This window comes from Paenibacillus lutimineralis, from assembly GCF_003991425.1.
Classification (GTDB): domain Bacteria; phylum Bacillota; class Bacilli; order Paenibacillales; family Paenibacillaceae; genus Fontibacillus; species Fontibacillus lutimineralis.
This window is the reverse complement of sequence record NZ_CP034346.1, coordinates 4,365,565-4,391,633: the sequence shown is the minus strand read 5'-3', so window position 1 is coordinate 4,391,633 and position 26,069 is coordinate 4,365,565. Positions and strand designations below refer to the sequence as shown.

Below are 26,069 nucleotides of genomic sequence, written 5' to 3'. Positions count from 1 at the left end.
GAATGCAGCAATGGTTTGAGGACGCTAAACTAGGCATTTTTATTCACTATGGCATTTACGCGGTAGATGGTGTGGCGGAATCATGGTCTTTTTATAACGGGAGAATGTCGTATGAGCAGTACATGGAGCAATTGGAGGGCTTCACCGCTTCGCGCTTTAACGCCGATGAGTGGGTGGAACTGATTGAGAAGTCTGGGGCTAAATATGCGGTGTTGACGACGAAGCACCATGACGGGGTAGCACTGTTTGATACGCAGTATAGCGATCTAAATGTGGTGAAGAGTACATCGGCGGGGCGTGATTTGATCAAGGAATATGCTGAGGCGATGCATAAGAAGGGGCTGCGGGTCGGAATGTACTATTCGCTAATCGACTGGTCGCATCCGGATTATCCGAGTGTGTATGAAGGCGGCAAAGTTCCGGACGATCTAAGCAAGGTTAACCGCTTCGCAAGTCCGCTGGATGGGGTGCAGGATGAAGAGAAATGGCAGAAGTTCCTCGAATTCAATAATAATCAGCTCAAAGAAGTATTAACGAATTATGGGCAGGTGGATCTGCTCTGGTTCGATGGGGACTGGGAACGTAGCGCGGAGCAGTGGAACCTGCCGGAGTTCAAGCAATATCTGAAGTCCTTTAACCCTGATTTGATCATTAATTCACGGCTTCAAGGTCACGGCGATTATAAGACACCGGAGCAGGGACTGCCGATCACGAGACCTGAAGGACCATGGGAGTTCTGCACTACGATCAACAGCTCTTGGGGATATATGCCGACTGACAATAACTATAAGACATTGAACCAGATTATTCGTATGTTCTGCGATTGCATCTCGATGGGCGGGAATATGCTGCTGGATATCGGGCCTCGAGAAGATGGAACGATCGACCAGAGACAGGTAGATATTTTGCTTGGCCTTGGCGAATGGATACGCACCCATGAAGAAGCGATCTACGGAACCGAAGAAGGCATTATGTCGCGATATTACCTGGGAGGGAGCACGCTGTCCAAGGACCGGAAGACGTTGTACTTGTTTGTGTACGATGATCCGAAGGAAAATGTATGCCTGAAAGGGCTGTGCAACAAGATCCAGAAAATTACGGTGCTGCATTCGGGCAAAGAACTGACGCATGACATTCATGGCGGCGTACCTTGGTTCAACATTCCGGGAACGACATGGATTCATCTGACGTCTGAGGATACCCATGAGCAGGTAACGGTGTTGAAACTGGAATTTGATGAGGAAATTGAGATGTACGGTGGTTCCGGAGCCGTCGTTACACATAACTGAGGAGGGAACAGCATGAATCTTAGTGGAGTACCGGAGCCGAGGATTAAATATGCACCGAAGCATTATATTTGTCAGCGGGCTGAGGGGCCGCTCGGCTTGGACGGGAGACTCGACAAGCCGTTCTGGCAGAAAGCGGAGTGGACGGAGGACTTTGTAGATATTGAAGGCGACCTCCGTCCGAGACCGGCCAAGCAGACCCGTGTCAAAATGCTGTGGGACGATGAATATTTCTATTTTGGTGCGGAGCTGATCGAGGACCAGATCTGGGCAACACTGACGGAACGTGATTCGGTCATCTTCTATGATAATGACTTCGAAATCTTCATTGATCCCGATGGGGATACACATCAGTATTATGAATTCGAGATCAATGCCTTGAACACGGTATGGGACTTGTTGCTGGTTAAGCCTTACCGTGATGGAGGGCCGCCAGTGAATGGCTGGGATATCGCTGGACTGAAGACGGCGGTTCATATTGACGGAGAGCTTAATCGCCCTGATGCTGAGAACCGGAAGTGGAGTGTAGAGGTGGCGATTCCGTGGAAAATCCTGAAGGAATGTGCACCGGAGACTCGTTCGCCGATCCCAGGCGAATTCTGGCGCGTCAACTTCTCCCGCGTGGAATGGCAGACTGAAGCGAAGAACGGGGAGTACAGCAAGGTGCTTAATCCAGATACAGGCAAGCCGTTCCCTGAGGATAACTGGGTTTGGTCCCCGATGGGGATTATCAATATGCATTATCCTGAGCTTTGGGGATATGTTGTATTTGCCGATGTCAGTGGACCGAGTACATTTGTTCTGCCGCAGGATGAGCGGATCAAATGGGAACTGCGCAGGTTGTATTATCGCCAGCGAAATTATTTCGAGCAGCATGGTGAATTTACGAAGGAGCTTGACTTGCTGCTTGGTGAGGATGAATGGAGTATTTCTCCAATGATAGAAACGACGCGGAGCCTCTTCCAGATAACGGCTCCATCAACGGATGGCAAGACGATGTACTGTATTCGCGAAGACGGAAAACTTTGGAAGGAGTGAACGGAGAAATGATGAACCAGACTTCCGTATTTTCATTGGATCCTAAGACGATGGATCTCATAGAGCGCAAATTGCGCGTAAAGCGAGAAATGGCCCACGCCAAGGAGCATGAGCTGTTTGACGTGTTTGAGCAGGACTTGACTGAAGAAGAAGCTTGGGCGCTTAAGTATTTATACGCTTATATGCCTGTGAATGATATGGCGGATTATAACAGCGATTTATTTCTGAGCTATGTGCGGCAGTCACTGGAAATCCGCAAGACAATGCCTTGGGGGAGCCGGGTGCCGGACCATCTATTCTTGCATTATGTATTGCCTTATCGGGTGAATACGGAGAATATCGAGGATTCCCGGGGCATTCTGCATCAAGAATTGAATGGGCGCACGAGATCGCTGTCCATGGCTGATGCGATTCTAGAGACGAATTATTGGTGCCATGAGAAGGCGACCTATATTGGCAGCGACCTGCGCACAATCGCACCGCTGTCGCTGATCCGGAATGCGCGTGGACGCTGTGGTGAGGAATCGACCCTTGCTGTAGCTGCCCTGCGCAGCATCGGCATCCCGGCTCGCCAGGTATATACGCCGCGCTGGGCGCATTGCGACAGCAACCATGCTTGGGTGGAAGCTTGGGCCGATGGGACCTGGTATTATATCGGAGCTTGCGAGCCCGAGGCCCGCTTGAACCAGGGATGGTTCAGCCCGCCTGCACGGAGAGCCATGCTGATCAACACGCGGATTTATGCCGATTATCCGGGGCCAGAGGATATTACATTAGCCGACGATTGGTTCACCGAAATCAATTTGCTTGAAAATTATGCCCCAACGCGTACAATTACCGTCTCTGTCAAAGACGAAGAAGGCCGGCCTGTCAGCGAAGCGCAGGTGCACTTTGAACTATATAATACAGCTGAATTTTACCCGATTGCTACGATTCCGACGAATGAACAGGGGGAAGCCGTCTTTAAGACGGGCCTTGGAGATCTGTTAATTCGAGCTGTCAAGAATGGGGTATGGGGCGAGCAGAAGATAACGGTTGCGGATAACGACCGTATCGAGATGGTTCTGGATCAGACGGAGCAGCCAAACGGAACACATGATCTGGACATGGTGCCGCCGCCGGAGCGGGAAGGTGAGACTGTCCAAGCATTAAGTGAGGAACACATTCAACATCATAACCTTCGTCTGGAAGCAGGAACGAAGCTTCGCACATCGTTTGAGGATACGTTCATGACCGAAGCGGCTGCATCGGAATTGGCTACTGAAGTAGGGCTGCCTGCGGATCGGGTATGGGATGTATTGTGTAAAGCACGCGGCAACAGCCACGAGATCGCTGCTTTTATACGCGAACAATCGAGAGAACTTGGGGAGTGGCCGCTACGGTTGCTTGAGAGCCTGAATGAGAAGGATCTGGTGGATACCTTCCGAGATACGTTGAGGGATCATTTACATGCTTCTTTGGGTGTACGTGGGAAACTTGCAGAGGATGTGTTTACCCAGTATGTATTATGTCCGCGTGTGCTTCATGAAATGATCGTTCCATATAAGCATTTCTTCCAGGAAGCATTCACGAGTAAAGAAGCGGCGGCGTTCAAGGCCGATCCAGCCGTGCTGGCTCGTCGTCTTGACGAGCCATACAGTCGACGCGAGGACCTGCCGAACCTGAAAGGCAAAGGTAATCCCGTAGGTACCTACAAGCTCATGGCTGGCGACCCTGTCTCGCTGGATATATTATTCGTCGCAATTTGCCGCAGCCTAGGTATTCCGGCGCGACTGCATCCAAGCGAGCTGAAGCCACAATATTTGGCAGACGGCGTCTGGGTAGATGCTGTTCTGAATACAACGGCTCCACGTGATGAAGCGGCTAAGTCCTGGGGTGGGATCAGATTGCTTAAGGATGCTTCAGCTTCTGCTGATGCTCCGGAGGCTGCGTATTTTGAGAATTTTTCATTTGCGCGGATGGAGCATGGGGTGTATAAGACGCTTCTCTTCGACGAGGGGAAGAAGGATGTGTACGATCAGCCTTTTGAAGTGGAACCAGGATCATACCGGATGACAACCGGGGTACGCCTGAAGGATGGAGCAGTGCAGGTTCGCTTCACTTATTTCCTGGTTCGTGCCGGGGAAGAGACAGATGTCGTGTTAACATTCCGACACGTGGAGCATGAAATTCCGGTGCTGGGAACGATGGATGGCCAAACGATGTTGACGAGGCTGGATGGTGCAAGTTGCCAGCTTGGCGAGCTGATCGGCGAACGCGGAGCGTTGGTTGCCTGGATTGAGCCGGAACGCGAACCGACCAAGCATCTGTTCCGTGAAATTGGAGAATTGACTGATGCATTCACGGAGCTTGATGCTCCCATCGTATTGATCATTGGCGATGCCGAGTGGACCACCTCCTTTGATCCGGCTGATTATCCACAGCTGCCGAAGTCGACTCTGTTTATCCGTGATGCCTCCTACGGTGCATTATCGGACATCATCTCGCAGTCCCCAGCACATGAAGCTGGCTTCCCGCATTTGTTCGTACTGGATGAAGCAGACCAGATTCGTTACACGGCCTCGGGATACAAGATCGGTACTGGGAAGGAATCGTTGCAAGTGTTATCGGTAATACGGCAATAATCTAGTGAATGGAGTGAAGAACAGATGAATAAGCGCAGCTACATCGTCGCCGGCTATGCCGTTGATGCTCATCTCCCCGATATTACTCAAGAAGATCTGACGAAGCTGACTCACCTAAATATAGCCTTTGGTCAGGTGGTTGATCATCGGATTTCTGTCGCTCATCTGCACAACCTTGGAATGCTGCAGGAGATCAAAAGAAATTATGCTCATTTAAGCATTTTGTTATCTGTCGGTGGATGGAGTGCTGGCGGGTTTTCGGAAGCGGCCGCGACTGAGACGGGAAGATTACAGATGGCCGAATCAGCGGTACGTATCTTGACGGAGTATCCGCTAGACGGGATTGATCTGGATTGGGAGTACCCTTGCTATGGTGAAGCCGAAATTGCTGCTAGTCCGGAGGACAAGACGAATTTTACATTGCTCCTTAAGACAATGCGGGAAGCGCTTGATGCCAAAGGGGTACAGGACGGTCGCCACTATATGCTAACCATCGCTGCTGGGGCTGATCAATATTATGTGGACGGTACAGAGATAGATCAGGTACAGCAATACCTTGATTTTATACAGATAATGACCTACGATATGCGCGGTGGTTTCCAGGTGCTGACCGGGCACCATACGAATTTGTATACATCGACAGGGGATTTATTCCGTATTAGTACGGATGCCTCGGTGAATCTGTTCCTGCGCGCTGGCGTGCCGAGAGAGAAGATCGTGATCGGGGCTGCTTTTTACTCTCGGATGTGGAATCAGGTGCCGGACCGCAACCATGGCCTTCATCAAATGGCCGGCACGACGGGCGGGTACGGTCCGAATTATACGGCCTTAGTCAAGGATTACATCAACAAGAACGGTTACACTCGTTACTGGGATGAAGAAGCACTGGCGCCATACCTTTTCAATGGGTCAAGCTTCATATCTTATGAGGATGAACAGTCGATCGGACATAAATGCACCTATGTGAAAGAGAATGGACTTGCAGGCGTAATGTTCTGGGAATATAGCTGCGATAACACGCATCGTTTGCTGAATGCGATGTATCGCGGACTTTAATACTCGTCTTACAACGGGAGAAGGGGCCATCGCGGTGGCCCTCTATCCGGATTGCTTGTCTTAAATGTTCATCTTATAACATGAGAAGGCTGTGGGTTAACGGCATGATCCGCATGTTGCGGATATATCCTGATTACAGGCATGCTTGCCGCCTGCGGTCTTCTTTTATTATGGTCAGCGTGCGATTGTAATGAAAACTATCGATAAACCCTTCAGAGTTGTGTTACCCTATAGCTATAGCAAATAACGTGGCGGAATTTAGATAGATTGGGTACTGAGTTGATTGTTGATAGCATTTGGTATTTTTCTATGAAAGTGTGGTAACCGGAGGCAATGAAGGATATTAAAATTATCGATGTGGCGAAGCGGGCAAATGTATCGCCGGCCACAGTGTCACGCGTGTTGAACGGGAGCAAGCTGGTGAATGCCAAGACAGAACAGCGGGTCATGCAGGTCATCCGCGAGATGGAGTATATCCCCAACAATATGGGCAAGCAGCTGCGCAGTCGCAAGACGATGACGCTAGCGGTTGTAGTCTCAGATGTGCTCGTCTCTTATTATGCGGAAATTATTAAAGGGATCGAGAACATGGCGAATTCTCTCCATTATAGAGTGCTGATCTGCGATGCTCAGAATCAGAGGGCAAAGGAACTGGAGTTCCTATCATTTCTGATCAATCATACGGTAGACGCCCTAATTATGGTCACCCCCAGTCTCTCAGATGAGGAACTAAGCTCTTATGCAGAGGATGGTTACCGCCTTGCTGTAATTGGACGGGAGGTAGGGCATCCGTTGATTCCGTGCTCATTCACAGACAATATTACGTTGGCCAGAGATGTTATATATCATCTGACCGAACAAGGGCATCGTAAAATAGCTTTTCTGAGCGGTTACTCGGAAGCTACCGACAGTATCAAACGGTTGGAAGGATTCATCCAGGCTCTTGAAGAGGCAGGTATTCCATTTGAACAGGGTTTGGTGGAGAACGGTGACTTTTCAGAGGATGGCGGATATGAGGCGTTCAAGAGACTGCGGAGTCAGTGCGAGGATTTCACCGCCGTATTTGCTGCCAATGATGAAATGGCGCTTGGCGTATATAAAGCCTGTGCCGAGATGGACATATCGATCCCTGATCAATTGGCAGTCGTAGGCGTAGACAATATTCGTCTGACGAACTATGTTGTGCCGAGAATCAGCTCGATGGAGCAGCCTCTATACATGATGGGGTCAGTGCTGGCTGAGAAATTAATTGATCAGATTAATGACAACAGGTTGGCCGATCAGAGACTTTTTGTGTTGAATGCAGAGCTGGTTGTTAAGGAATCATCACTTAGGAAAATATCGAATTAATTTTTGGACGCTATCCTTCATAAAAGATACATAAATATGAAGCTATCTCAATTTGGGGATGGCTTCATTTTTTTTGCGTAATCAAATCAAAAATGGGGTGTGCCTATATTTTTATATATGACATACTATTTATTGATTATTCGATTAATATTGTGTATTATATGTTTATCTCTTAGGAATATATATCCGAATAACTGCTATTAGGATATGTATACTACGATAAGAGTGTCATATTAAGTAAAGTTAGCATTCGGAAATGGAGGGAACCTGTGATTGAACTGACATCTCGTCAATTAGAAATAATCGATATCGTGAAGAAGAGGGCTCCGATCACCGGTGAACAAATAGCGGAGAGCCTGAATCTGAGCAGGCCGACGATTCGAAGTGACCTCTCCATTCTAGTCATGCTTGAATATATCGATGCGAAACCGAAGGTAGGGTATTTCCCCGGTAAGAAGGCTGTGGCCCGGTTATCAGGAGGGTATTTACTGAAGGAGACCAAGGTCAAGGATATCCAGAGCAATCCGATTATTATCCGTGAGGCTACGACAATTCAAGATGCTGTTGTGACCCTGTTCCTGCAGGATGTGGGTACTCTTATGATCTGTGATGCTGATGGCAAGTTAGCCGGAGTTGCGTCACGCAAGGATTTTCTTAAGGTAACGTTAGGAAATCCTGCTGCGGCATCGATGCCTGTAAGTATGGTAATGACCAGGCAGTCCAAGGTAGTCACCGTGTCTCCTGAGGACTCGGTGCTCGATGCCGCACATAAGATGATTTTCTATGAAGTGGATAGCTTACCTGTTGTCGTTCAGAGTGAGAAGGGGCAGGAAGGTACAGGACCTGACTTAGTAGGTAGATTGACCAAAGCCTCAATCATTAAATTTATATTAGAAGTAGAAGCCAATGGATAATGGGTGAAACCGGGGGGAAGAAGGAGAATGGAGCAAGCTTCGCATTATGTTACGATTGTCTCTGATTCGATCGGGGACACGGCGGATGCCGTCGTGCAGGCTGTAATACATCAGTTCCAGAATCAGCGCGTTACCATTCGCCGTTACGGCAATGTAAGAAGCGAGGATGAACTGCGGAAGCTGATGGAGGAGACGGCCCCGCTTAACGGATTCGTCGCTTATACTCTTGTACAACCCGAACTGCGGGAGATGATTCGGGAAGAAGCTGTCCGCCTGGACCTGAGGATTGTCGATATTATGGGGCCGATGATGCAGGCATTTATCGATACCTTTGATGATTCGCCGCAGGAGCGGCCAGGTCTGTTGCATCAGCTTGACGATAAGTATTTTCGCAGAATGGAGGCGATTGAATTTACGGTCGCCTGTGATGATGGACGTGATCTTGGAGCGATGCTGAAGGCGGATATCGTGCTGCTTGGGATGTCACGGACTTCGAAGACGCCGCTCAGTATATTTCTGGCTCATCGGGGCAAGAAAGTGGTTAATTATGCGGTTGTTCCGGAAGTTGGACCACCGCAGGAACTGCTTAGTCTTCCTTCTAACCGGGTGATTGGATTGACGATGAAGCCGGAGTATATGTTGAAGATCCGTTCTGAGCGGCTCAAGATGTTGGGGCTGCCTGAGGGCTCCCAATACGCTAGTCTTGAGCGGATTCGCGAAGAGACAGAATATGCGATGACACTGTACGCCAAGCTAGGCTGCCCGGTCATTGACATTACGAACAAAGCAATTGAAGAGACGGCTGGAATTATTATGGGTCATATTCCGGATTCACCGGAAGATTAAGTAGGGAATTAGCAGAGGAATCATATTAAATCGTTATTAACTGGGGGGAAATCAAATGGAACGGGAATTAGCTTTGGAGATTGTACGTGTAACTGAAATGGGGGCTCTATCCTCCGCGTGTTTCATCGGTAGAGGCGATAAGAATGCTGCTGATCAGGCTGCTACCACAGCTATTCGTTCCATGTTCGATTCCGTATCGATTGACGGGACGGTGGTCATCGGTGAAGGTGAGATGGATGATGCACCTATGCTCTATATCGGCGAGAAGGTCGGGAACAAGCAAGGACCTTCCGTAGATGTGGCGGTTGATCCGCTGGAGGGGACTGAGGTTGTCGCCCGCGGTCTGGAGAATGCACAATCGGTTATCGCAATTGCGGATAGAGGATGCCTGCTGCATGCTCCCGACATTTATATGGAGAAGCTGGCTTGTGGTCCGCAGTTGGCCGGCAAGCTAAGTCTTGAAGATCCAGTAGATGTTACCTTGCAGAAAGCCAGCCAGGTTACGGGCAAGGCGATATCCGAGCTTAAGATTATGGTACTAGACCGTGAACGTCATCAAGGTTTGATCAACAGTCTGCGTCAGGCAGGCGTACGTGTGAAGCTGCTCGATCATGGCGATATAGCCGGAGCGATAGCTACTGCGTTGCCTGATAATGAAGTGGATCTGTACATGGGCTCCGGCGGTGCGCCCGAAGGGGTGCTGGCTGCTGCAGCTCTCAAATGTCTTGGTGGGGAGATGCAGGGTCGACTCCTGCCGCAGGGACCGTTCGAGCTTCAACGTTGTCATATGATGGGGCTGGACGATCCGCTGCGGGTCCTGCACATGGAGGATATGGTCGGTTCTGGCGATGTGATCTTCGCGGCAACCGGCGTAAGTACCGGTGAATTTCTGACCGGGGTACGATTTATCGGCAATGATCGGGCCGAGACTCATTCGGTTATAATGCGGGCGCAGAGCCGTACGATCCGGTATATCCGCAGCATTCATTACCTGCCAAGCAAGGGCATTGATTTGGGTGTGGGCTTCAGACATGCTGAAGCCATGTAGCAACAAGCGGCCGGTTCCGGCCGAAGTATCTTTTCCAATGTAATTGTTATTTTGTTTTAAACTCCGTTTATTTGCGGAGGAGCTTGACTAGTTCTAGTCAGGTTCCTCCGATTTTTTTTGTTCAAATTGGAACTCAGAACCTCTAACGAAACTAGGTATCGCTATTTGTGGCAAAAAAGGCAGTTCCGAATTCTAACGAAACTCAGTATCGCTATTTGAGGAAATTAAAGGTTGAAAGTGCGAATTTCTTCGGAATAACGGTATGGTGTTTCGTTAAAAAATTTTTGCCGATGTTTTTTTGAAAATAACGATCTGTAGTTTCGTTAAAAAAAACATGCAACGGACCGCGCCAAGCTCCTCGTGAACTTGCGACATCATAGGATAGTGACTTTTTGAACTCCTATGAGGAGACGAATTTAGTCTGTGATTGCTAATTTATGGTATAGCACGAAATTTATCTAAAAGTTGAAGTATGTGATTTAGTTTATTTGTACAATAAGATGGAACATATTATAATTAGAATGGTTTTCAGTATGCAGATGGACCGTGTTAGATCTATCAACGTTGTGGAGGCAGGCCATTGATTGAACTTGAGCAGGACCGTAACCAGTTCCCGCGCGAGCCGTTAAGGCTGATGAGCCGGGTGTATAAGTTTATACTTCCGGATGTGCGTAAGGAATTGGAAGGTTGGAGGAAGGTCGCAGGGGAGATTCCTGATCCAGAGCTGAGGAAGCAGGCGCTGGCCAGCATTCAGACAAAGGAATTTCATTGTCAGGGTGGGGCAGTATATGCAGCGGCGAATTTGCCGAAACGACATATTTTAATTCCATTGATTGTTGCTTTTCAAACGATCAGCGATTATTTAGATAATTTATGTGATCGAAGTACTTCAATGAATGCTGATGATTTTCGTTTATTGCATCAAAGCATGCTGGACGCAGTGAATCCGGGGACTGAGCTTGAAGATTATTATGCTTTGCGTGAAGAGAAGGACGATGGAGGGTATTTGCACCAGCTTGTCCAGACTTGCCGGGACAATATCGCTTTACTGCCGGGATATTATGCGGCTAAGCCCTATATCCAGGATCTTGTCGGGCTATATACCGACCTTCAGGTTTACAAGCATATTAAGCCGAGTCTTCGTGAAGATGCCCTTATCCAGTGGTGGGATCAACACAAGGAACGTACCCCTCATTTACAGTGGAATGAATTTGCTGCAGCCACTGGCTCGACATTAGGGGTATTTATGCTTTTTCTGGCAGCGAGTAACGAGGAGTTGGATCGAGGCAGCGCTGAGACGATTCGCGATGCTTACTTCCCGCATGTTTGTGGTCTACATATTATGCTTGATTATTTGATTGATCAGGAGGAAGATGAGATTGGCGGGGATCTGAATTTCTGCAGTTACTATGACAGCAAGGAAATAATGCTGGAGCGGATAGCCTACATTGTAGAAGGTGCTCGCCATGACATTAAGAAGCTTCCTGCATCGTCATTTCATCGAATGATTATCGAAGGATTGCTGGCGCTGTATTTATCAGATCCTAAGGTAAGCCAGCAGCAGGAAATCTATGATGTTTCTAAGCGTTTGATGAAAAGGAGCCCACTGATGAGGCTGTTCTTCTTCGCCAATAGTAAGTGGATCCGCAAACGCCTGTAATTTTACGCATTAGAGAGGTTATTTAAAGTTTTATTAATTATTAGGAGGAAATCATCATGTCAGCAGTTAAAAAAATCGCAGTCCTTACTAGTGGTGGAGATTCCCAGGGCATGAACGCGGCAGTACGCGCCGTTGTACGCAGTGGATTGTATTATGGTGTAGAGGTATTCGGAGTTCAAAGAGGGTACCAAGGCCTCTTGAATAATGATATTTTCTCCATGGACATTCGCAGCGTCGGTGATATCATTCAACGCGGTGGCACCATTCTTCAATCGGCGCGCTGTCTGGAATTCAGAACGCCTGAAGGTCAACAGAAGGGTGCGCAAATTTTACGCGATCGCGGAATCGACGGCCTGGTCGTTATCGGCGGCGACGGCTCCTATCAAGGTGCTGAGAAGCTGAGCAAGCTGGGCATTAAGACGATGGGCTTGCCAGGGACGATCGATAATGATATTTCGTTCACCGACTATACCATCGGCTTTGATACTGCGGTAGGGATTGTCGTTGATGCTGTCAACAAACTGCGTGACACGATGTCTTCCCATGAACGTGCTTCGGTAGTTGAAGTTATGGGTCGTCATTCTGGCGACATCGCTCTCTATTCTGGTCTGGCTTCTGGCGCTGAGACGATTCTCGTTCCTGAAGTACCGTTCGACTTGAACGAAGTGGCTGACCGTATGAGACAGAACTTTGACAACGGCAAGAGACATAGTATCGTTATCGTTGCTGAAGGAGTGGGCAAAGGCGAAGAAGTGGTTGAAGCGATCAAGAAACGTCAGCCATCCTTGGAGCCACGTGCAACAGTACTTGGACATATTCAACGTGGCGGATGCCCGACGCCATTCGACCGCAACCTGGCGAGCAGACTCGGTGATTTCGCTGTACGCAGCCTGATTGCTGGCGAATCGAACAAGGCCTGCGGCATGATCGGCGGCGAGATGGTACTGACTGACATCGAGAAAGTTGTAGCGACCAAGAAGCCGTTTGATATGAAAATGTATGAATTGGCTTCCCGCTTGTCTCAATAAGAGGTACAGAGCTTATAAGCTACTTAAGTAAAAAAACACGAGGTTCCTTATACGGAATCTCGTGTTTTTGCTTATTTCCGCTTCTAACGAAACTGACAATCGTTATTCGAGGCAAAATGGACTATAAAAAAATCTAACGAAACAGGATATCGTTATTTAGCAAAATTTACAGAGTTAGACCCTTGTTTCGCCTAAATAACGATATGGAGTTTCGTTAGAGTAAAAAGGGCCGCATTTTCGGGCTAATAACTTGTCACAGTTTCGTTAGAGTTGGCAAATGGAAATCGACCTGCCCAAATCGGATCATTTCAACTAGTTTTCCAATTTGCTAAAAAATCGGCTGCTACTTGCGCAGTAGAAGTAAACCTAACCTATTCAGGCTTTTTCTGTAGAAGTGAATCGATGGCGGCCAGAATATCCTCGGTGGAGGGAAGGCCCTTCTCCGCTAAGGCGATTCTGCCTTCCAGGTCAATGACGAATACGCTTCGCTGCTGGGTCAGGAAGCCGAGCGACTTGCCTACTCCATAGAGACGGCGGATGGCCCCGCCTTCGTCCACCACGAGCGGGAAGCGGTAGCCTTGCTTGGCAGCAAATTTCTCGTGGCTGTCTTTGGAGGCGGTATTCACACCTAGTACTGCGGCTCCTCTCTCGGCATACTCTGATTCGGCATCACGTACGGCACAGAGCTGTTTTGTACATCCCGGCGTCTCGTCCATCGGATAGAAAATAAGTACAATCGGCTTCTGTCCAAGCAAATTGGTAAGATTGATGGTGCCTTGTGTACTGTCGGCCTGGAAGAGGGGGGCTTGTTCACCCGGTTTCAGCATAAAGAACACTCCTTATGATCAATGTGATTGTTCGACCTGTATCATTCGTTGTGCAATTCTTCGCTGTACGACATAGAGACGATGAAGCAGAAGCACGGCTGCGGCAGCCAGTCCGGAGATCAGTCCGATCCAGTAGCCGTATGGGCCGAGAGTTGTATACTTGGCCAGAACGATTCCAAGCGGCAATCCGATGATCCAATAGGCCAGCAGACTGATCCAGAATGCTGGATTCACATCCTTATATCCGCGCAATGCTCCTTGAGTAGGTGTGGCAATGGCATCGGAAATCTGGAAGAATACAGCGTAGACCAGAAAATGAGTAATCAGGGTAATAACAGCCTTATCACTGGAGTACAGTCCTGCGACACCGTTGCGGAACACCATTAACAGCATGGCGGTAATAAGCGATAATCCAATCGCGGTGCTGATCCCGATGACAGCGTATTGCTTGGCATCCTTGAGCCGGGCCGCACCCGTCTCGAAGCCGACCAGGATAGTAAGCGCCAGACAGATGCTCAAAGGAAGCATATACAAGGTAGAAGCAAAGTTGTTAGCCGCTTGATGGGCGGCGATCGTCAACGTATCGAAGCGGCTCATTAATAATGTAACCGCCGCAAAGACCGCTGTCTCAAAGAACATCGAGAAGCCAATCGGTATGCCGAGCTTCATCAGTTCCTTCCACTTCTCCAGTGAAATACGGTGCAGCTTGCCGAATACTCGGTATGAAGCGAACGGCTGCGCCTTATGCGCAATCCAAAGAGCGATCAGGAAGATGCACCAATAAGTAAAGGCCGAGGCTATCCCCGAACCAATCCCGCCCAATCGCGGAAAACCGAGCCGTCCAAAGATGAGCAAATATCCAGCACCGATATTCAAGGGCAGGGAGATCAGGGATATAACCATGGACACACGGGTTTGTCCCAATGCATCGATAAATGAACGGATGACAATGTAGCCAAATAAGGGCAGTATACCGGTTGATATCGATACGAGATAATAAAATGCGACATGATGCACCTTGGGTTCTAATCCCATTTTATTCAATATAGGAGAAATTAGAAATCCCCCGATAATAAGAACCACGATTCCGACCGCGGCTGCAAGCCACAGGGCTTGCATGACATTGTAGCCAACCTTGTCCGGTTTGCCTCCCCCGATGAGCTGAGATACGATTGGAGTGATCCCCATCAGTACGCCGCTTAAGCCGGTCTGGACTGGAACCCAAAGACTTGCGCCGATGGCGGTTCCCGCCAGGTCGGCTGGACTGGCATGACCGGACATAATTGTATCGAAGAAGGTCATTAATGACATCGTAATCTGCGTAACTAGAATCGGGAGAAGAATATGCAGGAACTGCATGTATTTTTGCTTTAATGTATAAGTTTCCTTCATTCTCAAGACTCCATTTCATGGCAGCAAGCACTAAGTAAGGTTATAAATGGTAATTTCTATATGTTGTTGAAAGCGCAAAAAAACCGTTTCCTCTGCTATCAAGCAAAAGAAACGGCTTGGTGATGCAGTTACATTCATTTTAATGAAGAAATGCCGAATTTTGATGCTCACAGATGCTGTACTGGATAATCTCCATCGCATCTTCCGGTTCCAAAATGGTCAGACCATCGCGGAGGATGATCATGGAGTTAAGCTCCTTTTGATCCAAAAAAGGCAGCATATCCGGAAACCATTTTCTAACAATTTGTGCCAGTTTTACCGTTTCCATTTCCACTTCAATCACCCTTTCCTCCTAGAATCATTCTGGTTACGAATCATTCAAAATCGGAAAAGCACGAGCTTGTGAAATCAGGTAAAGCGGAGGCAGAAATATTTATAAGATTATCTAAGGAACCGTTTGACATTATTATAGCACATCGCTGCAAAATTGGAACGGCGTGAGCGGAAGACCTGTGTCTGTCAGCGTCTGCGGAAAGAGCCCATTACGCCTGTCGTTTCTACAATATTAACGAAAGCGGCAGGATCGGTCTGTTTGATGACTTCTTTTAGCTCAGTAAGCTCGTACATGGTCGTAACGGTCATAAGCATATCCTTCTCCTTATGGGAGAAGGCTCCTTCAGTCTTAATCTTCGTAACCCCACGCGGACGAGCCAGAAGCTGCTTCAATAGCTCCTCGGTCTTATCAGTTACGATGAACAGCGTAACTTTATTATGGCTAACATGAATCATATCTAGTACTTTGCCGGTCAAATAAATGGAAACCATCGAGGCAAGGGCCAAATTCCAGTTGCCTTTCAGGTAACCCATAGCCAGAATCACGACACCGTTCATGAAGACGAGGATCGTTCCGACTGGGAAATCGCGGTAGCGCGTGACGGCCGAGCCGATAATATCGAAGCCGCCGGAGGAACCGCCAACGCGGAAGGAAATACCGCTTCCGATGCCGACGAGCACACCGCCAAAGACGGCCGAGAGCAGCGTATCGGAGGCCAGAGCTCTCTCTGGAATGAGCGCCATCATCAGCGTAACTCCGGCAACGGACAGGATGCTTAGACCGATAAACCGTCTGCCCAGCAGAAAAAGCCCAATAATTAACAGAGGGACGTTATAGGCGAGGTACATCGTATTTATGCTAAATGGCGTGAAGTACCCTGTCAGCATAGCCAATCCGGATACTCCTCCGCTTAGAAGTTGTTGTGGAACGAGGAACAGATTGAAGCCTGAGGCGATAAACGCCGCCCCGATCAAGATGATAACACAGTTCCTAATTTCCTTTAACACTAAAAATCCTCCCTTAAATAATAAATAGTATACCCACCTGCATTCTACTGGTATTTTTGAAATGATTTATGTTATAATGTTTTAGATATTCTTGAGTAGGGATCACTTTCACTTTGATGGTCCATATATTTTGGTGAAATGGCCTGTAGAATTCAGGTTGATTTGTCGTCAGATGCTTATTCAGATCCAGAGCCTATGTAAATTTTTCGGGCTGACTGGACAGTCTATAAACAGATTAAACGCTACTTAAGAATACAGTTAAGAAGGTGGAATGTCCACTGTATAAGAAGGAGTTTGAGGACAATTTGAACACATTTTCAGAATTTGGCCTAGAGCCTAAAGTATTACAAGCTATAACGGAGCTTGGATTTGAGGAAGCGACCCCGATTCAAGCTAAATCGATCCCGATTGCGATGACCGGTAGAGACATGATCGGACAAGCACAAACAGGGACAGGAAAGACTGCAGCTTTTGGTTTGCCGCTTATCAATAAAATCTCGAAAGATGAAGAGCATATCGTAGCTCTCATTATGACACCTACCCGTGAATTAGCTATCCAGGTTGCAGAAGAAATCGGCAAGCTTGCCCGCTTCAAGGGAACCCGTTCATTGGCCATTTATGGCGGACAGGATATTGTTCGTCAGATCCGTGCGCTGAAGAAGAAGCCACAGATCATCATCGGTACCCCAGGACGCTTGCTGGACCATATCAATCGTAAGACGATTAAGCTCGACGATGTACAGACTGTTGTACTGGATGAAGCCGATGAAATGCTCGATATGGGCTTCATGGAAGATATCCAATCGATCCTGAAGCTTGTCCCCGAAGAACGTCAGACAATGTTATTTTCCGCGACTATGCCTTCAAATATCCAAAAACTGGCGCAGCAATTTTTGAAAAATCCTGAGCATGTATCTGTAATTCCTAAACAGGTAAGCGCCCCGCTTATTGATCAAGCCTATATTGAGGTTAATGAACGTCAGAAATTTGATGCCCTTTCCCGTTTACTCGATATGGAGTCACCTGAGCTTGCGATCGTATTTGGACGTACTAAGCGTCGTGTCGACGAGTTGTCTGAAGCTTTGCAAAAACGGGGTTACTCTGCAGACGGCCTGCATGGCGACTTGTCGCAGAATCAACGTGACAATGTCATGCGTAAATTCCGTGACGGAAGCATCGACGTGCTCGTTGCTACCGACGTGGCTGCTCGCGGCCTGGACGTATCCGGCGTAACGCACGTTGTCAACTTTGACTTGCCGCAGGATCCGGAGAGCTATGTACACCGTATTGGCCGGACCGGCCGTGCGGGTAAAGAAGGGACAGCTTGGTCCTTTGTAACTCCACGGGAGATTGACCATTTGCACTTCATCGAGCGGATTACTCGTCATAAGATTACCCGCAAGCCATTGCCTACACTTGCTGAAGCAATTGAAGGTAAGCAACGGATTGCAGCTGAGCGAATCCTTGAGATCGTTGAAGAAGGAGAACTTAGAGAATATAAAGGCATTGCGATTCAATTGCTGGAGCAATACGACTCTGTCAATTTACTTGCCGCAGCATTCAAGCTCATTACGGGCGAGAAGAGTGATAAGGCGTCCATCGAATTGACTCCGGAAGAGCCGATTCGTGTGAAGCGTCGTAATCCTGACATCCGTTCCAGCGGACGTAAGCCTTCCGGCTACGGTAACCGTGGTGGCTACCGTCGCGATAACCGCGAGGGTGGAAATCGCGAAGGCGGAAATCGCGGTGGCTACAAAGGCGGCTACAACAAGGAGGGTGGACGCGATTCCTATCGCGGTGGTTCATCCGATCGTAAGCCGCGTTCTAGTTACAATAACGGCGAGCGCAGACCAAAGAATGGTGGCAGCTTCTCCGATAAGTAATTTTAAGTTAACGAATCGTTTGGAATAACAAAGAAGACGAAGGCAATCTTCGTCTTCTTTTGCTGTTATAATTACAGAAAAAAGGTCCGGCTTACAATCACGAGCAGAATGAACAATACTAAGATCGTACCTGTAGATGTCCATCCACCGCCACAACTACCACAACTCCCACAACTCCCGAATCCACCAACAACACCAGACATTAGAATAACCTCCTTTTTATTTAGAAGATGTTCTCGCCTAAGTTTTGAAGTACGGTATATCTTATGCTGGGTGGGTGAACTAGTCTAGACTCTTACCTAGGTATATACAAAATAGGCGCTGGATAGTCGGTCATGAATCATGTATTATTATAAATATAGACAGATTCTGTTACTGATGGAGGGAGATTTTTTGGAAACCAAAGGTTTAATGGGTGGATTATACAAAATTACTGAATGGATTATGCGAATTGCCGGCAGCAATTTATATTGGGTGCTATGTTCTTCGCCGATCCTATTGCTCTTATTTCTCGGGCTTAATTACGTTGCTTCGACAAACATGCCTATACCCTTTGAAATTTACATGCCTATGGTGGTTTTGGCACCGTTTACACTTTTTCCTGCGACTGCAGCTTTATTCTCGGTAACCCGGAAATGGGTATTGGGAGAGACTGATCTTAGCATTACTAAGCTGTTCTTCAGAAGTTATAAGGATAATTACAAGCAAAGTATGCTGGGAGGCATCTTCTACACGCTCCTGATCGTCATCATGTATGTGGATTACGAAGTGTATATGAAGGAATTTAAGAATATGCAGATTCTGGGCATCGTGATGATGGTGCTGCTATTTTTCATCTTGTTGTCCTTATTTAATTTCTTCTCCTTAGTAGCTCATTTTCATATGAAAGTTAAAATGTTAATTAAGAATGCTATTTTGCTCACGGTTCTCAGACCTTTCCGCACACTGTCCACGTTCCTTACTGCAGTGGTGATTGGGTTCATTACCTTGAAGTTCACCTGGCTGATTCCTTTTGGCTTTGCCACATTGATCGCTTGGATGGCCTACTTCAACTTTAACATCGCCTACACGAAAGTGCAGGAGAAGGTGGAGAGGCTTCGTCAGGTGGAGGAAGAAGGCACGCAGCAAACCGATGGCGAAGCGAGTGAGGATGCTGAATCGGTAGTTGCTGAGTTGACTGAAGGAGAGGACAAAGAGAAGAACTAATTCTTTTATCCTCGGACAAGCTGATCTGTCGATTTGCTAATAATGTCGAGTTTACAATTGAATTAAGAAGTTCTATAATGTTAATACGTCCTGCGATGTACGTTTCGGTTAATTGTTGTTTTGAACCAATGACAAAGTCTCGGGAGACTCATATTACGCCGCAGCTGAAAGGCCCTATCCAGCGGATGAGGGGACTTCAAAAGCGTCGTTGCGGTCACCCACCTGCTAAGAGCAGGTTCGAGACACGATAATCGGACGGCATAGGCGGGTCTTGTATAATGGATGCGGCACTTTGAAGGATTTTTTGTGAAAAAGAGTCCTCGAGGTGCCTTTTTTATTTGTCTTCTTCCTGGATTCGACTTTGTTTGTTCTTCAATCGATGTTACACTATAATATAAATTATACTTACTATTTCTTGCCGCTATTATGAAGGAGGAAGAGCAGGTTGTCGCTAAAAAGAACATTAGTCGGGATTTTTCGCAGCTACGAAGGAACAAGTGATCGTGCGAAGACACCTGAATTAAAGACGAGATATTATCAATTATCCAGGGAAAAAGCCTGGGAAGAAATAAGCTCAACTTTGAAGAAAATTCCCGGATATAAAGTGCTGCATGAGGTCCCTAACGTAGGGGAGATTACCCTGGAGAAGCGCACCAAATTCGGACGGGTTATGGATATTACCGTATCTATTGTATCCACGGGTCCTGTCCGTACAGCTGTCGACGTCTATTCTGCAACCCGAGGTTCGATGGGGGATCTGGGGGCGAACTACCGCAATGTCCTTCATTTGTTCGCCGTACTGGACAAGAAGCTGGCTGCCTATAAAGTAACAGCGTAATTGACAGAACGGGGACAAAAAAGCGAGCAGGGAGGTTTTCCTCCTTACTCGCTTTTCTTGTCATTACATGTATGGTCCTGAGAGTTAAGCAAGCAGCTGCTTCACAGCCGCGATCGGCTCTTCATAGTTCGGATGCTCGCCCATTTCGTTAAGTACTTGAACATAGCGGATCGTGTTATCCTTGTCAAGAACGAAGACAGCACGATGGTCCAGTGCGAATTCCTTGATCAGGACGCCGTAAGCTTTACCGAAGGAATTGTCTTTGTAGTCAGACAGGGTTACTACGCGATCTACTCCGGCAGCTCCGCACCAGCGGGCTTGTGCAAACGGAAGGTCAGCGCTGATGGTAAGAATGATTACATCTTCCCCAAGCTCAGCGGCTTCTTGGTTGAAGCGTCTTGTTTGAGCATCACATACGCCTGTATCCAGGGAGGGTACGACACTGATCAGCTTGATTTTGCCGTCGTAATCGGCAAGGGTGGCTTCTTCAAGCAGGTTTTTATTTAACCGGAAATCGGGAGCCTTATCCCCGACCTTTAATTCAGGTCCAATCAAAGTAATGGGGTTGCCTTTAAATGTAGCTACGTTAGTACGTTCTTGTGTCATTTGTCTTCTCCTCCTATTAATTAGATAAAGTTTCTAATTTTAATTATAATCGTTTTAAAAAGAGATTGTCCAACTTATAAAAATAAAGGGTGGAGTACAAGGAGGAAACGATATGATCTTTATACGATACGAAGATTGGAGAAGTTATCTGCGCTATTATCCGGTTACAAGTCTGCTTCTAGCCGCTAATATCGTGATGTTTATCGTCGAGTTGCTTAATGGCGGATCGACGAATGGATACACTCTACTTAGGCTCGGCGCTGTAACCAATGTTCCGCCGTTCGATGCAGAATGGTGGAGATTGTTCACAGCGATGTTCCTGCACTCTGGATTGATGCATTTAGTGTCGAACTGCTTCGCGATTCTGGTCTTCGCGCCGCCTTTGGAGCGACTGATGGGGCATTTTAAATATTTATTGCTCTATATCTTCAGTGGAGTCATTGGCAATATCATTAGCTTGGCGGTGTATCACCGCTCATCGGGCTTACATCTATCTGTTGGAGCTTCCGGGGCTGTCTATGGAGTCTATGGTGCGTTTTTATTCATTGCCCTGCTGCAGCGCAACCTGATAGATGAGAGCTCCCGTAAGACGCTGTACAGCTTGCTTATGGTCGGGGTCGTCTATTCACTTGTCGTTACGCAGATTAACTGGGTGGCTCACTTCGGCGGCTTGCTTGGCGGCTTCGTATTGTACGCTATTCTCAGCAGATTCATAAAGAATCATTGAACCAATAGAAAGTACATGGTAAATTAAAGAAGTACTGATCTATAGGTGACTTAGTTAACAGATTAAGCGTTAACATTTTGCTTTGACATCCAATAGAACTATAATCCGGTACGCCAATGGTCCTGATTTCAAAGGATATCGAACAGAAGTGAAATGGAGCGATCAGATTCTGTGGAATTAAGACAACTGCAGTATTTTGTAAAAGTGGCGAAAAAAGAGCATGTCACGCAAGCGGCTGAGGAGCTACATGTGGCGCAGTCGGCGGTAAGCAGGCAGATTCATCAGCTGGAGCAAGAGCTGGGCGTCAACTTGTTCATGCAGAAGGGCAGGAACCTGCATCTCACGGCGGTAGGGCAATTGTTCTGCAGCAGGGTAGAGACAATTCTGAAGGATTTAGAGCGGGCGGTCATGGAGGTTCATGAGCTTCTTGATCCGGAGCTAGGCGAGATCCGCCTTGGATTTCCGAACAGTCTCGGAATTCATTTCATACCTAGCATCGTCTCGGAATTTCGTAAATTGTATCCTAATGTTAAATTCCGCTTCAGACAAGGAACGTATCCTACATTAATCCGCGACGTGGTCTCTGGAGAGGTTGACTTGGCCTTTATCTCTCCATTTCCGGAGAATCATGATCAGGTGGTTGGAAATATTGTATTGACCGAGGAATTGGTGGCGATTCTACCGCCCGGACATCTTTTGGCTGGGGAACAGAGCATAACATTGAACCAGCTGAAAGATGATAATTTTATTCTTTTTGGAAACGGTTACTCTCTGCGTCCTATCGTATGGCATGCTTGTCTGGAAGCAGGCTTCACGCCGAAGGTAGCGTTCGAGGGAGAAGAGACAGATACGATCCGCGGTCTTGTTGCCGCAGGAATGGGAGTAAGCTTGCTGCCGGAAATGGCGTTGTATCAGAGCTTCTTGTTGCAGCCGAGCCGAGTACGCATCTCTCATCCAAAAGTAACGAGGACAATTGGCTTGATTTATCGGACAGATGAGAAGCTCCCACTGGTTGCACAATCATTCAGAGCGTTCCTGCTTGAGTACTTTGGGCTTCAAATTGATACTCCGCCGAGTCAATGACTCGGCGAGTGCTAGCTTAACGGTTAATGAAAAATGCACCTCCTTCATCAGGGGGTGCATTTTAGTTTACATGAAGTTATTACTTATTTAGTCACGGTTGCTCGTGAAAATCAAAATATAGCGAAGCAATTCAAGCACAGAGATTAGGGCAGCGGCGACATAAGTCAATGCAGCGGCGTTTAAGACGTTGGCAACCCCGCGTTCTTCTTCGTTAGTGACGAAGCCCTGGGTCAGCATGATCTTGCGTGCCCGGTTGCTGGCATTGAATTCGACAGGCAATGTAACCAGCTGGAACAATACCGCTGCCGAGAAGAAGATGATGCCAAGACCGATCAGATTAAATGCTCCGAATAGGAATCCTGCCAAGAGCAGGAACGGCGCTACCCCGGATGCGAAATTCACAAACGGGAACATGCGATGGCGCAGCACGAGCATTGGGTAAGCTTCTTTATGTTGGATGGCATGACCCACTTCGTGGCAGGCAACCGATACTGCTGAGATCGAATTCTCGTAGTATACGGGTTCGGATAGGCGTACGACCTTATGAATCGGATCATAGTGGTCAGTTAACGCTCCGCGCACTGGCTCAATCGGAATATCATACAGTCCGTTAGCATCCAGCATGCGTCTTGCCGCATCATGCCCGGTTAATCCGTACATATTCGGAACCTGTGAGTATTTATTGAACGTACCCTTTACCCGGAATTGGGCCCATAGTGAGAGGCCGAAGGCGAGTAAAATAGGAATTAGCATGATGTTAGAATACATTGATCATTCCTCCAAAGTCTGTAGAATAGATTGTGTCCGATAAAGGAAAGGATTCTGCCAGTTCTAATTAAAAAGGATTGTGATTCATCAGAATCTGGATCGCCTCAATGCAAGCGAGACTTTGCGGCATCAGGTTCGTGAATGCCCGCCGGGCTTGGTTCGGTTTAAGATTGGAAATCAACGGTTCAAGCTCCTTGACTTCCCGTTCAAGCTGCTGCATGCGTATCTCCAGGGAGCTCAGCTTCTCGTTAACCTGCTCCTCACCGCTAACCGTGCTCCATTGATCGAGCTTTTCGCGAATTTCCTCTAACGTATATTTTTCTTGCTTCATCTGATTAATACGTTCGAGTCTGTTCAAGGTTTCAGAACTGTACAAACGGTAATTCTTCTGTGTACGTGTCTCCGGCCCGATCAGGCCAAGTTTGGTGTAATAATCTATTGTTCTCTCGCTAATATTCGCAGCTTTGGCCAGTTCTCCAATACGATACAACTTCATATCCCCAATAGATTCACCCTCTCTCCAAGTAATGTCAGTATGTGGTCTCTATATATAGGTTTATGATACTCGATATGCAACTATACAGTCAAACGTTACGCTTTACAAATGATAGTAGACGAAGATAACAATGTACATATAATATAACATGTTATGTTAAGTATTCTTGTGAGTATTTAAGTAATTGCCGATTTGGCATTGTTTTATGCATAATCTAGATCATATAATCAGCTTAATTATTATATTTGTGTTAGGAAATATAACACTTAGGGAGCTGGTTGTTTATGAGAAGAAAATGGGTCTATGGTCTGTCGGGAATCATCGCTGCCTTGGCGTTCCCGGTTTCTGCATATGCTGCAGAGGGAGAGGTTGGTGGTGCGGTTTTACAGGTTGGATTAAACTCGGTTTTCGTATTTTTGGCGGCGATGCTCGTCTTTTTCATGCAAGCAGGATTCGCACTGCTGGAAGCTGGATCGTTAAGAATGAAGAATGCAGGGCATGTGGCGGGCAAGACAGTTCTGACATTGGGAATCGCTGTGATCACCTGGTGGGCACTTGGATTTGGTTTTGCGTTTGGAGACGGCAACGGCTTTCTCGGAACAACCGGCTTTCTGTTCGGGGGCGAGGGAGATATCGGTTCATTTAGCGTCTTCTCCGGGATTGGGGTCCCGTTGAACTTAATGTTTCTGTTCCAGATGGCATTCGCAGCGGTATCGTTGGCGATTGCCTGTGGAGGAATGGCGGAGAGAGCAAAGCTAAGTGTATATATGATATTCGGGACGATATTCATGGTCGTAATCTACCCGATTGTAGCCCATTGGGTATGGGGCGGCGGCTGGCTAGGACAACTGGGAATGCAGGATTATGCCGGTTCAACAGTTGTTCACCTTACAGGTGCGACAGCGGCTCTGGTGGCGATCATACTACTGAAACCGCGCCTCGGTAAGTACAATAAGGATGGCAAGCCGAACAGTATTTCAGGGCATAACCAGGTGTTGACAGTGCTCGGTGTGATTATACTCTGGATCGGCTGGTTTGGCTTTAACCCTGGCAGTGCGTTAACACCACTAGGGGATGGATTTTTTGGCTTCGTATTAATGACTACGAATCTGGCCGCGGCGGCAGGTGCTGTAGCTGCATTGCTTGCCTCCTGGGCCGTGCTGGGCAAGGCGGATATCCCAAGTATGCTAAATGGTGTATTAGCTGCGTTGGTGGCGATTACCGGCTCTTGTGCTTTTGTGGAAGCTTGGGCTGCTCTCCTTATTGGGGCGCTTGCGGGAGTTATTACTTTCTTCACGGCTAGATGGTTCGAGCATATCGGCCTTGACGACCCAATCTGCGCCTTCTCCGTTCATGGAATCGCTGGGATTTGGGGCGCCATTTCCACCGGATTATTCGCGACACCCGAGCTGGCGGAGACAACTGGGGTTGGATCTGCTGGTCTGTTCTATGGCGGTGGCTTGGGACAATTGGGCGTGCAGTTGCTAGGTGTGATTGGCACATTTGTATTTGTGCTTGTACTGTCTTTTCTCGTGCTTGGTGGGATGAAGCTATTCATGGGGCTCCGCGTAACGGAGGAAGAAGAGATGATGGGGCTTGATATGAGCGAACACGGCGCATATGGCTATCCGGTAGGGATGGATTTTCTTAATCAGCGATCTGTACAAATAATGGGGCAGGAAAAGACGCATACGCATCTACAGCGGGATGATGGGCAAGATCGACTAAGTAACTATGGAATGAGCGATAAAGCTAAATCGGGGGACGGAGGTTATAAGGCATCTGTACTTGATTGAATTTACATCCTGCATATTTTCGCTTTCGAGCTGTAACAATTCTCCGAATCAGGGTACAATAGCTAAATAAGAAGATAAATTTTTATTGCGAGTTCAAAAAGTTCGGTTTTCAGCACCGAAGCTTATGCTTCCGATGTGCGTTTCTTCGAAACGCTTCAGTTGGATGAAGCTAGGGACTGAGGAGCACAGCGTACGTAGTTTGTACGTGAGCACCTGAGATGTTTCCGAAGGAAACATGACTTCGTAAGCATTCTCT

At 47.6% G+C, this 26,069-nt stretch carries 24 protein-coding genes and 1 other RNA gene; 17 read left to right on the top strand and 8 right to left on the bottom strand.

Annotation, left to right across the window (positions count from 1 at the left end):
- The first annotated feature begins 2 nt into the window (after nt 1-2).
- From EI981_RS19400 to pfkA, 10 genes are all read left to right on the top strand, one after another.
- A complete protein-coding gene (locus EI981_RS19400; protein ID WP_127000974.1) occupies nt 3-1,289 on the top strand; it encodes an alpha-L-fucosidase in 1,287 nt (428 codons plus the stop codon).
- Nucleotides 1,290-1,301: 12 nt separating this feature from the next.
- Nucleotides 1,302-2,324 carry a carbohydrate-binding family 9-like protein gene (locus EI981_RS19395; RefSeq protein WP_127000972.1) on the top strand — a complete coding sequence of 341 codons (1,023 nt, stop codon included), beginning with the start codon at nt 1,302-1,304 and terminating at the stop codon, nt 2,322-2,324.
- 8 nt (nt 2,325-2,332) lie between these two features.
- On the top strand, nt 2,333-4,948 hold the full coding sequence (locus EI981_RS19390) for a transglutaminase domain-containing protein (RefSeq protein ID WP_127000970.1): 2,616 nt from the start codon (nt 2,333-2,335) through the stop codon (nt 4,946-4,948).
- A gap of 24 nt (nt 4,949-4,972) precedes the next feature.
- Nucleotides 4,973-6,004, top strand: coding sequence for a glycoside hydrolase family 18 protein (locus EI981_RS19385; protein ID WP_127000968.1), 1,032 nt, complete (start codon nt 4,973-4,975; stop codon nt 6,002-6,004).
- A 333-nt stretch (nt 6,005-6,337) separates the two neighbouring features.
- Nucleotides 6,338-7,354: a LacI family DNA-binding transcriptional regulator gene (locus tag EI981_RS19380; protein ID WP_127000966.1), complete on the top strand. Its 1,017-nt coding sequence runs from the start codon at nt 6,338-6,340 to the stop codon at nt 7,352-7,354.
- Nucleotides 7,355-7,623: 269 nt separating this feature from the next.
- The gene (locus EI981_RS19375; RefSeq protein ID WP_127000964.1) at nt 7,624-8,268 is read left to right on the top strand and encodes a helix-turn-helix transcriptional regulator; all 645 of its coding nucleotides are present in this window, start codon (nt 7,624-7,626) and stop codon (nt 8,266-8,268) included.
- 27 nt (nt 8,269-8,295) lie between these two features.
- The gene (locus EI981_RS19370; protein WP_127000962.1) at nt 8,296-9,114 is read left to right on the top strand and encodes a pyruvate, water dikinase regulatory protein; all 819 of its coding nucleotides are present in this window, start codon (nt 8,296-8,298) and stop codon (nt 9,112-9,114) included.
- Between the two features lie 55 nt (nt 9,115-9,169).
- Nucleotides 9,170-10,162: a class II fructose-bisphosphatase gene (gene glpX, locus EI981_RS19365; protein ID WP_127000960.1), complete on the top strand. Its 993-nt coding sequence runs from the start codon at nt 9,170-9,172 to the stop codon at nt 10,160-10,162.
- 580 nt (nt 10,163-10,742) lie between these two features.
- Nucleotides 10,743-11,822, top strand: a complete 1,080-nt coding sequence (locus EI981_RS19360) for a tetraprenyl-beta-curcumene synthase family protein (protein ID WP_127000958.1) — start codon at nt 10,743-10,745, stop codon at nt 11,820-11,822.
- 56 nt (nt 11,823-11,878) lie between these two features.
- On the top strand, nt 11,879-12,850 hold the full coding sequence (pfkA, locus tag EI981_RS19355; RefSeq protein ID WP_127000956.1) for a 6-phosphofructokinase: 972 nt from the start codon (nt 11,879-11,881) through the stop codon (nt 12,848-12,850).
- 371 nt (nt 12,851-13,221) lie between these two features.
- On the opposite strand, the gene EI981_RS19350 is transcribed toward pfkA, so the two are convergent.
- From EI981_RS19350 to EI981_RS19335, 4 genes are all read right to left on the bottom strand, one after another.
- Nucleotides 13,222-13,677, bottom strand: a complete 456-nt coding sequence (locus EI981_RS19350; protein ID WP_127000954.1) for a peroxiredoxin — start codon at nt 13,675-13,677, stop codon at nt 13,222-13,224.
- A gap of 18 nt (nt 13,678-13,695) precedes the next feature.
- On the bottom strand, nt 13,696-15,069 hold the full coding sequence (locus EI981_RS19345; RefSeq protein ID WP_127000952.1) for an MATE family efflux transporter: 1,374 nt from the start codon (nt 15,067-15,069) through the stop codon (nt 13,696-13,698).
- A gap of 139 nt (nt 15,070-15,208) precedes the next feature.
- A complete protein-coding gene (locus EI981_RS19340) occupies nt 15,209-15,403 on the bottom strand; it encodes a hypothetical protein (protein WP_068780509.1) in 195 nt (64 codons plus the stop codon).
- Nucleotides 15,404-15,588: 185 nt separating this feature from the next.
- Nucleotides 15,589-16,410 carry a YitT family protein gene (locus tag EI981_RS19335; RefSeq protein ID WP_127000950.1) on the bottom strand — a complete coding sequence of 274 codons (822 nt, stop codon included), beginning with the start codon at nt 16,408-16,410 and terminating at the stop codon, nt 15,589-15,591.
- Nucleotides 16,411-16,715: 305 nt separating this feature from the next.
- On the opposite strand from EI981_RS19335, the gene cshA reads away from it, so the two are divergent.
- Nucleotides 16,716-18,293 (top strand): degradosome RNA helicase CshA, encoded by a 1,578-nt coding sequence (cshA, locus tag EI981_RS19330; RefSeq protein ID WP_127000948.1) that lies wholly within the window; start codon nt 16,716-16,718, stop codon nt 18,291-18,293.
- Between the two features lie 71 nt (nt 18,294-18,364).
- Here cshA and EI981_RS29290 read toward each other — a convergent pair whose 3' ends face one another.
- Complete coding sequence (locus EI981_RS29290; RefSeq protein ID WP_193556388.1) at nt 18,365-18,496, bottom strand: sporulation protein YjcZ; 132 nt, start codon at nt 18,494-18,496, stop codon at nt 18,365-18,367.
- Between the two features lie 139 nt (nt 18,497-18,635).
- Here EI981_RS29290 and EI981_RS19325 point away from each other — a divergent pair, with 139 nt between their 5' ends.
- The 3 genes from EI981_RS19325 (at nt 18,636) to EI981_RS19315 (ending at nt 20,337) form a co-directional block, all read left to right on the top strand.
- Complete coding sequence (locus EI981_RS19325) at nt 18,636-19,499, top strand: YesL family protein (RefSeq protein WP_335926207.1); 864 nt, start codon at nt 18,636-18,638, stop codon at nt 19,497-19,499.
- Nucleotides 19,500-19,583: 84 nt separating this feature from the next.
- Nucleotides 19,584-19,774: non-coding RNA, 6S RNA (ssrS, locus tag EI981_RS19320), on the top strand.
- A gap of 170 nt (nt 19,775-19,944) precedes the next feature.
- Complete coding sequence (locus EI981_RS19315; RefSeq protein WP_127000944.1) at nt 19,945-20,337, top strand: DUF1499 domain-containing protein; 393 nt, start codon at nt 19,945-19,947, stop codon at nt 20,335-20,337.
- Nucleotides 20,338-20,421: 84 nt separating this feature from the next.
- Here EI981_RS19315 and tpx read toward each other — a convergent pair whose 3' ends face one another.
- Complete coding sequence (gene tpx, locus EI981_RS19310) at nt 20,422-20,943, bottom strand: thiol peroxidase (RefSeq protein WP_127000942.1); 522 nt, start codon at nt 20,941-20,943, stop codon at nt 20,422-20,424.
- A 112-nt stretch (nt 20,944-21,055) separates the two neighbouring features.
- Between tpx and EI981_RS19305 the strand changes: the two genes are divergently transcribed.
- Together EI981_RS19305 and EI981_RS19300 are read left to right on the top strand one after the other, a co-directional pair.
- A complete protein-coding gene (locus EI981_RS19305; RefSeq protein WP_127000940.1) occupies nt 21,056-21,670 on the top strand; it encodes a rhomboid family intramembrane serine protease in 615 nt (204 codons plus the stop codon).
- A 171-nt stretch (nt 21,671-21,841) separates the two neighbouring features.
- Nucleotides 21,842-22,753, top strand: a complete 912-nt coding sequence (locus EI981_RS19300) for a glutamate biosynthesis transcriptional regulator GltC (RefSeq protein WP_127000938.1) — start codon at nt 21,842-21,844, stop codon at nt 22,751-22,753.
- An 87-nt stretch (nt 22,754-22,840) separates the two neighbouring features.
- On the opposite strand, the gene EI981_RS19295 is transcribed toward EI981_RS19300, so the two are convergent.
- Together EI981_RS19295 and EI981_RS19290 are read right to left on the bottom strand one after the other, a co-directional pair.
- A complete protein-coding gene (locus EI981_RS19295) occupies nt 22,841-23,521 on the bottom strand; it encodes a zinc metallopeptidase (RefSeq protein ID WP_127000936.1) in 681 nt (226 codons plus the stop codon).
- Between the two features lie 67 nt (nt 23,522-23,588).
- The gene (locus tag EI981_RS19290) at nt 23,589-24,017 is read right to left on the bottom strand and encodes a MerR family transcriptional regulator (RefSeq protein ID WP_127000934.1); all 429 of its coding nucleotides are present in this window, start codon (nt 24,015-24,017) and stop codon (nt 23,589-23,591) included.
- A 284-nt stretch (nt 24,018-24,301) separates the two neighbouring features.
- On the opposite strand from EI981_RS19290, the gene EI981_RS19285 reads away from it, so the two are divergent.
- Entirely contained in the window at nt 24,302-25,813 is a 1,512-nt protein-coding gene (locus EI981_RS19285; protein ID WP_127000932.1) for an ammonium transporter, read from the top strand.
- Nucleotides 25,814-26,069 lie beyond the last annotated feature (256 nt).

Excerpts from the sequence above, each read along its gene's own strand:
- EI981_RS19400 (WP_127000974.1), top strand. The coding sequence starts at position 3 with ATGCAGCAATGGTTTGAGGACGCTAAACTAGGCATTTTTATTCACTAT.
- EI981_RS19395 (WP_127000972.1), top strand. The coding sequence starts at position 1,302 with ATGAATCTTAGTGGAGTACCGGAGCCGAGGATTAAATATGCACCGAAG.
- EI981_RS19390 (WP_127000970.1), top strand. The coding sequence starts at position 2,333 with ATGATGAACCAGACTTCCGTATTTTCATTGGATCCTAAGACGATGGAT.
- EI981_RS19385 (WP_127000968.1), top strand. The coding sequence starts at position 4,973 with ATGAATAAGCGCAGCTACATCGTCGCCGGCTATGCCGTTGATGCTCAT.
- EI981_RS19380 (WP_127000966.1), top strand. The coding sequence starts at position 6,338 with ATGAAGGATATTAAAATTATCGATGTGGCGAAGCGGGCAAATGTATCG.
- EI981_RS19370 (WP_127000962.1), top strand. The coding sequence starts at position 8,296 with ATGGAGCAAGCTTCGCATTATGTTACGATTGTCTCTGATTCGATCGGG.
- glpX (WP_127000960.1), top strand. The coding sequence starts at position 9,170 with ATGGAACGGGAATTAGCTTTGGAGATTGTACGTGTAACTGAAATGGGG.
- pfkA (WP_127000956.1), top strand. The coding sequence starts at position 11,879 with ATGTCAGCAGTTAAAAAAATCGCAGTCCTTACTAGTGGTGGAGATTCC.
- EI981_RS19350 (WP_127000954.1), bottom strand. The coding sequence starts at position 13,677 with ATGCTGAAACCGGGTGAACAAGCCCCCCTCTTCCAGGCCGACAGTACA.
- EI981_RS19345 (WP_127000952.1), bottom strand. The coding sequence starts at position 15,069 with ATGAAGGAAACTTATACATTAAAGCAAAAATACATGCAGTTCCTGCAT.
- EI981_RS29290 (WP_193556388.1), bottom strand. The coding sequence starts at position 18,496 with ATGTCTGGTGTTGTTGGTGGATTCGGGAGTTGTGGGAGTTGTGGTAGT.
- EI981_RS19325 (WP_335926207.1), top strand. The coding sequence starts at position 18,636 with ATGTATTATTATAAATATAGACAGATTCTGTTACTGATGGAGGGAGAT.
- tpx (WP_127000942.1), bottom strand. The coding sequence starts at position 20,943 with ATGACACAAGAACGTACTAACGTAGCTACATTTAAAGGCAACCCCATT.
- EI981_RS19305 (WP_127000940.1), top strand. The coding sequence starts at position 21,056 with ATGATCTTTATACGATACGAAGATTGGAGAAGTTATCTGCGCTATTAT.
- EI981_RS19295 (WP_127000936.1), bottom strand. The coding sequence starts at position 23,521 with ATGTATTCTAACATCATGCTAATTCCTATTTTACTCGCCTTCGGCCTC.
- EI981_RS19290 (WP_127000934.1), bottom strand. The coding sequence starts at position 24,017 with ATGAAGTTGTATCGTATTGGAGAACTGGCCAAAGCTGCGAATATTAGC.
- EI981_RS19285 (WP_127000932.1), top strand. The coding sequence starts at position 24,302 with ATGAGAAGAAAATGGGTCTATGGTCTGTCGGGAATCATCGCTGCCTTG.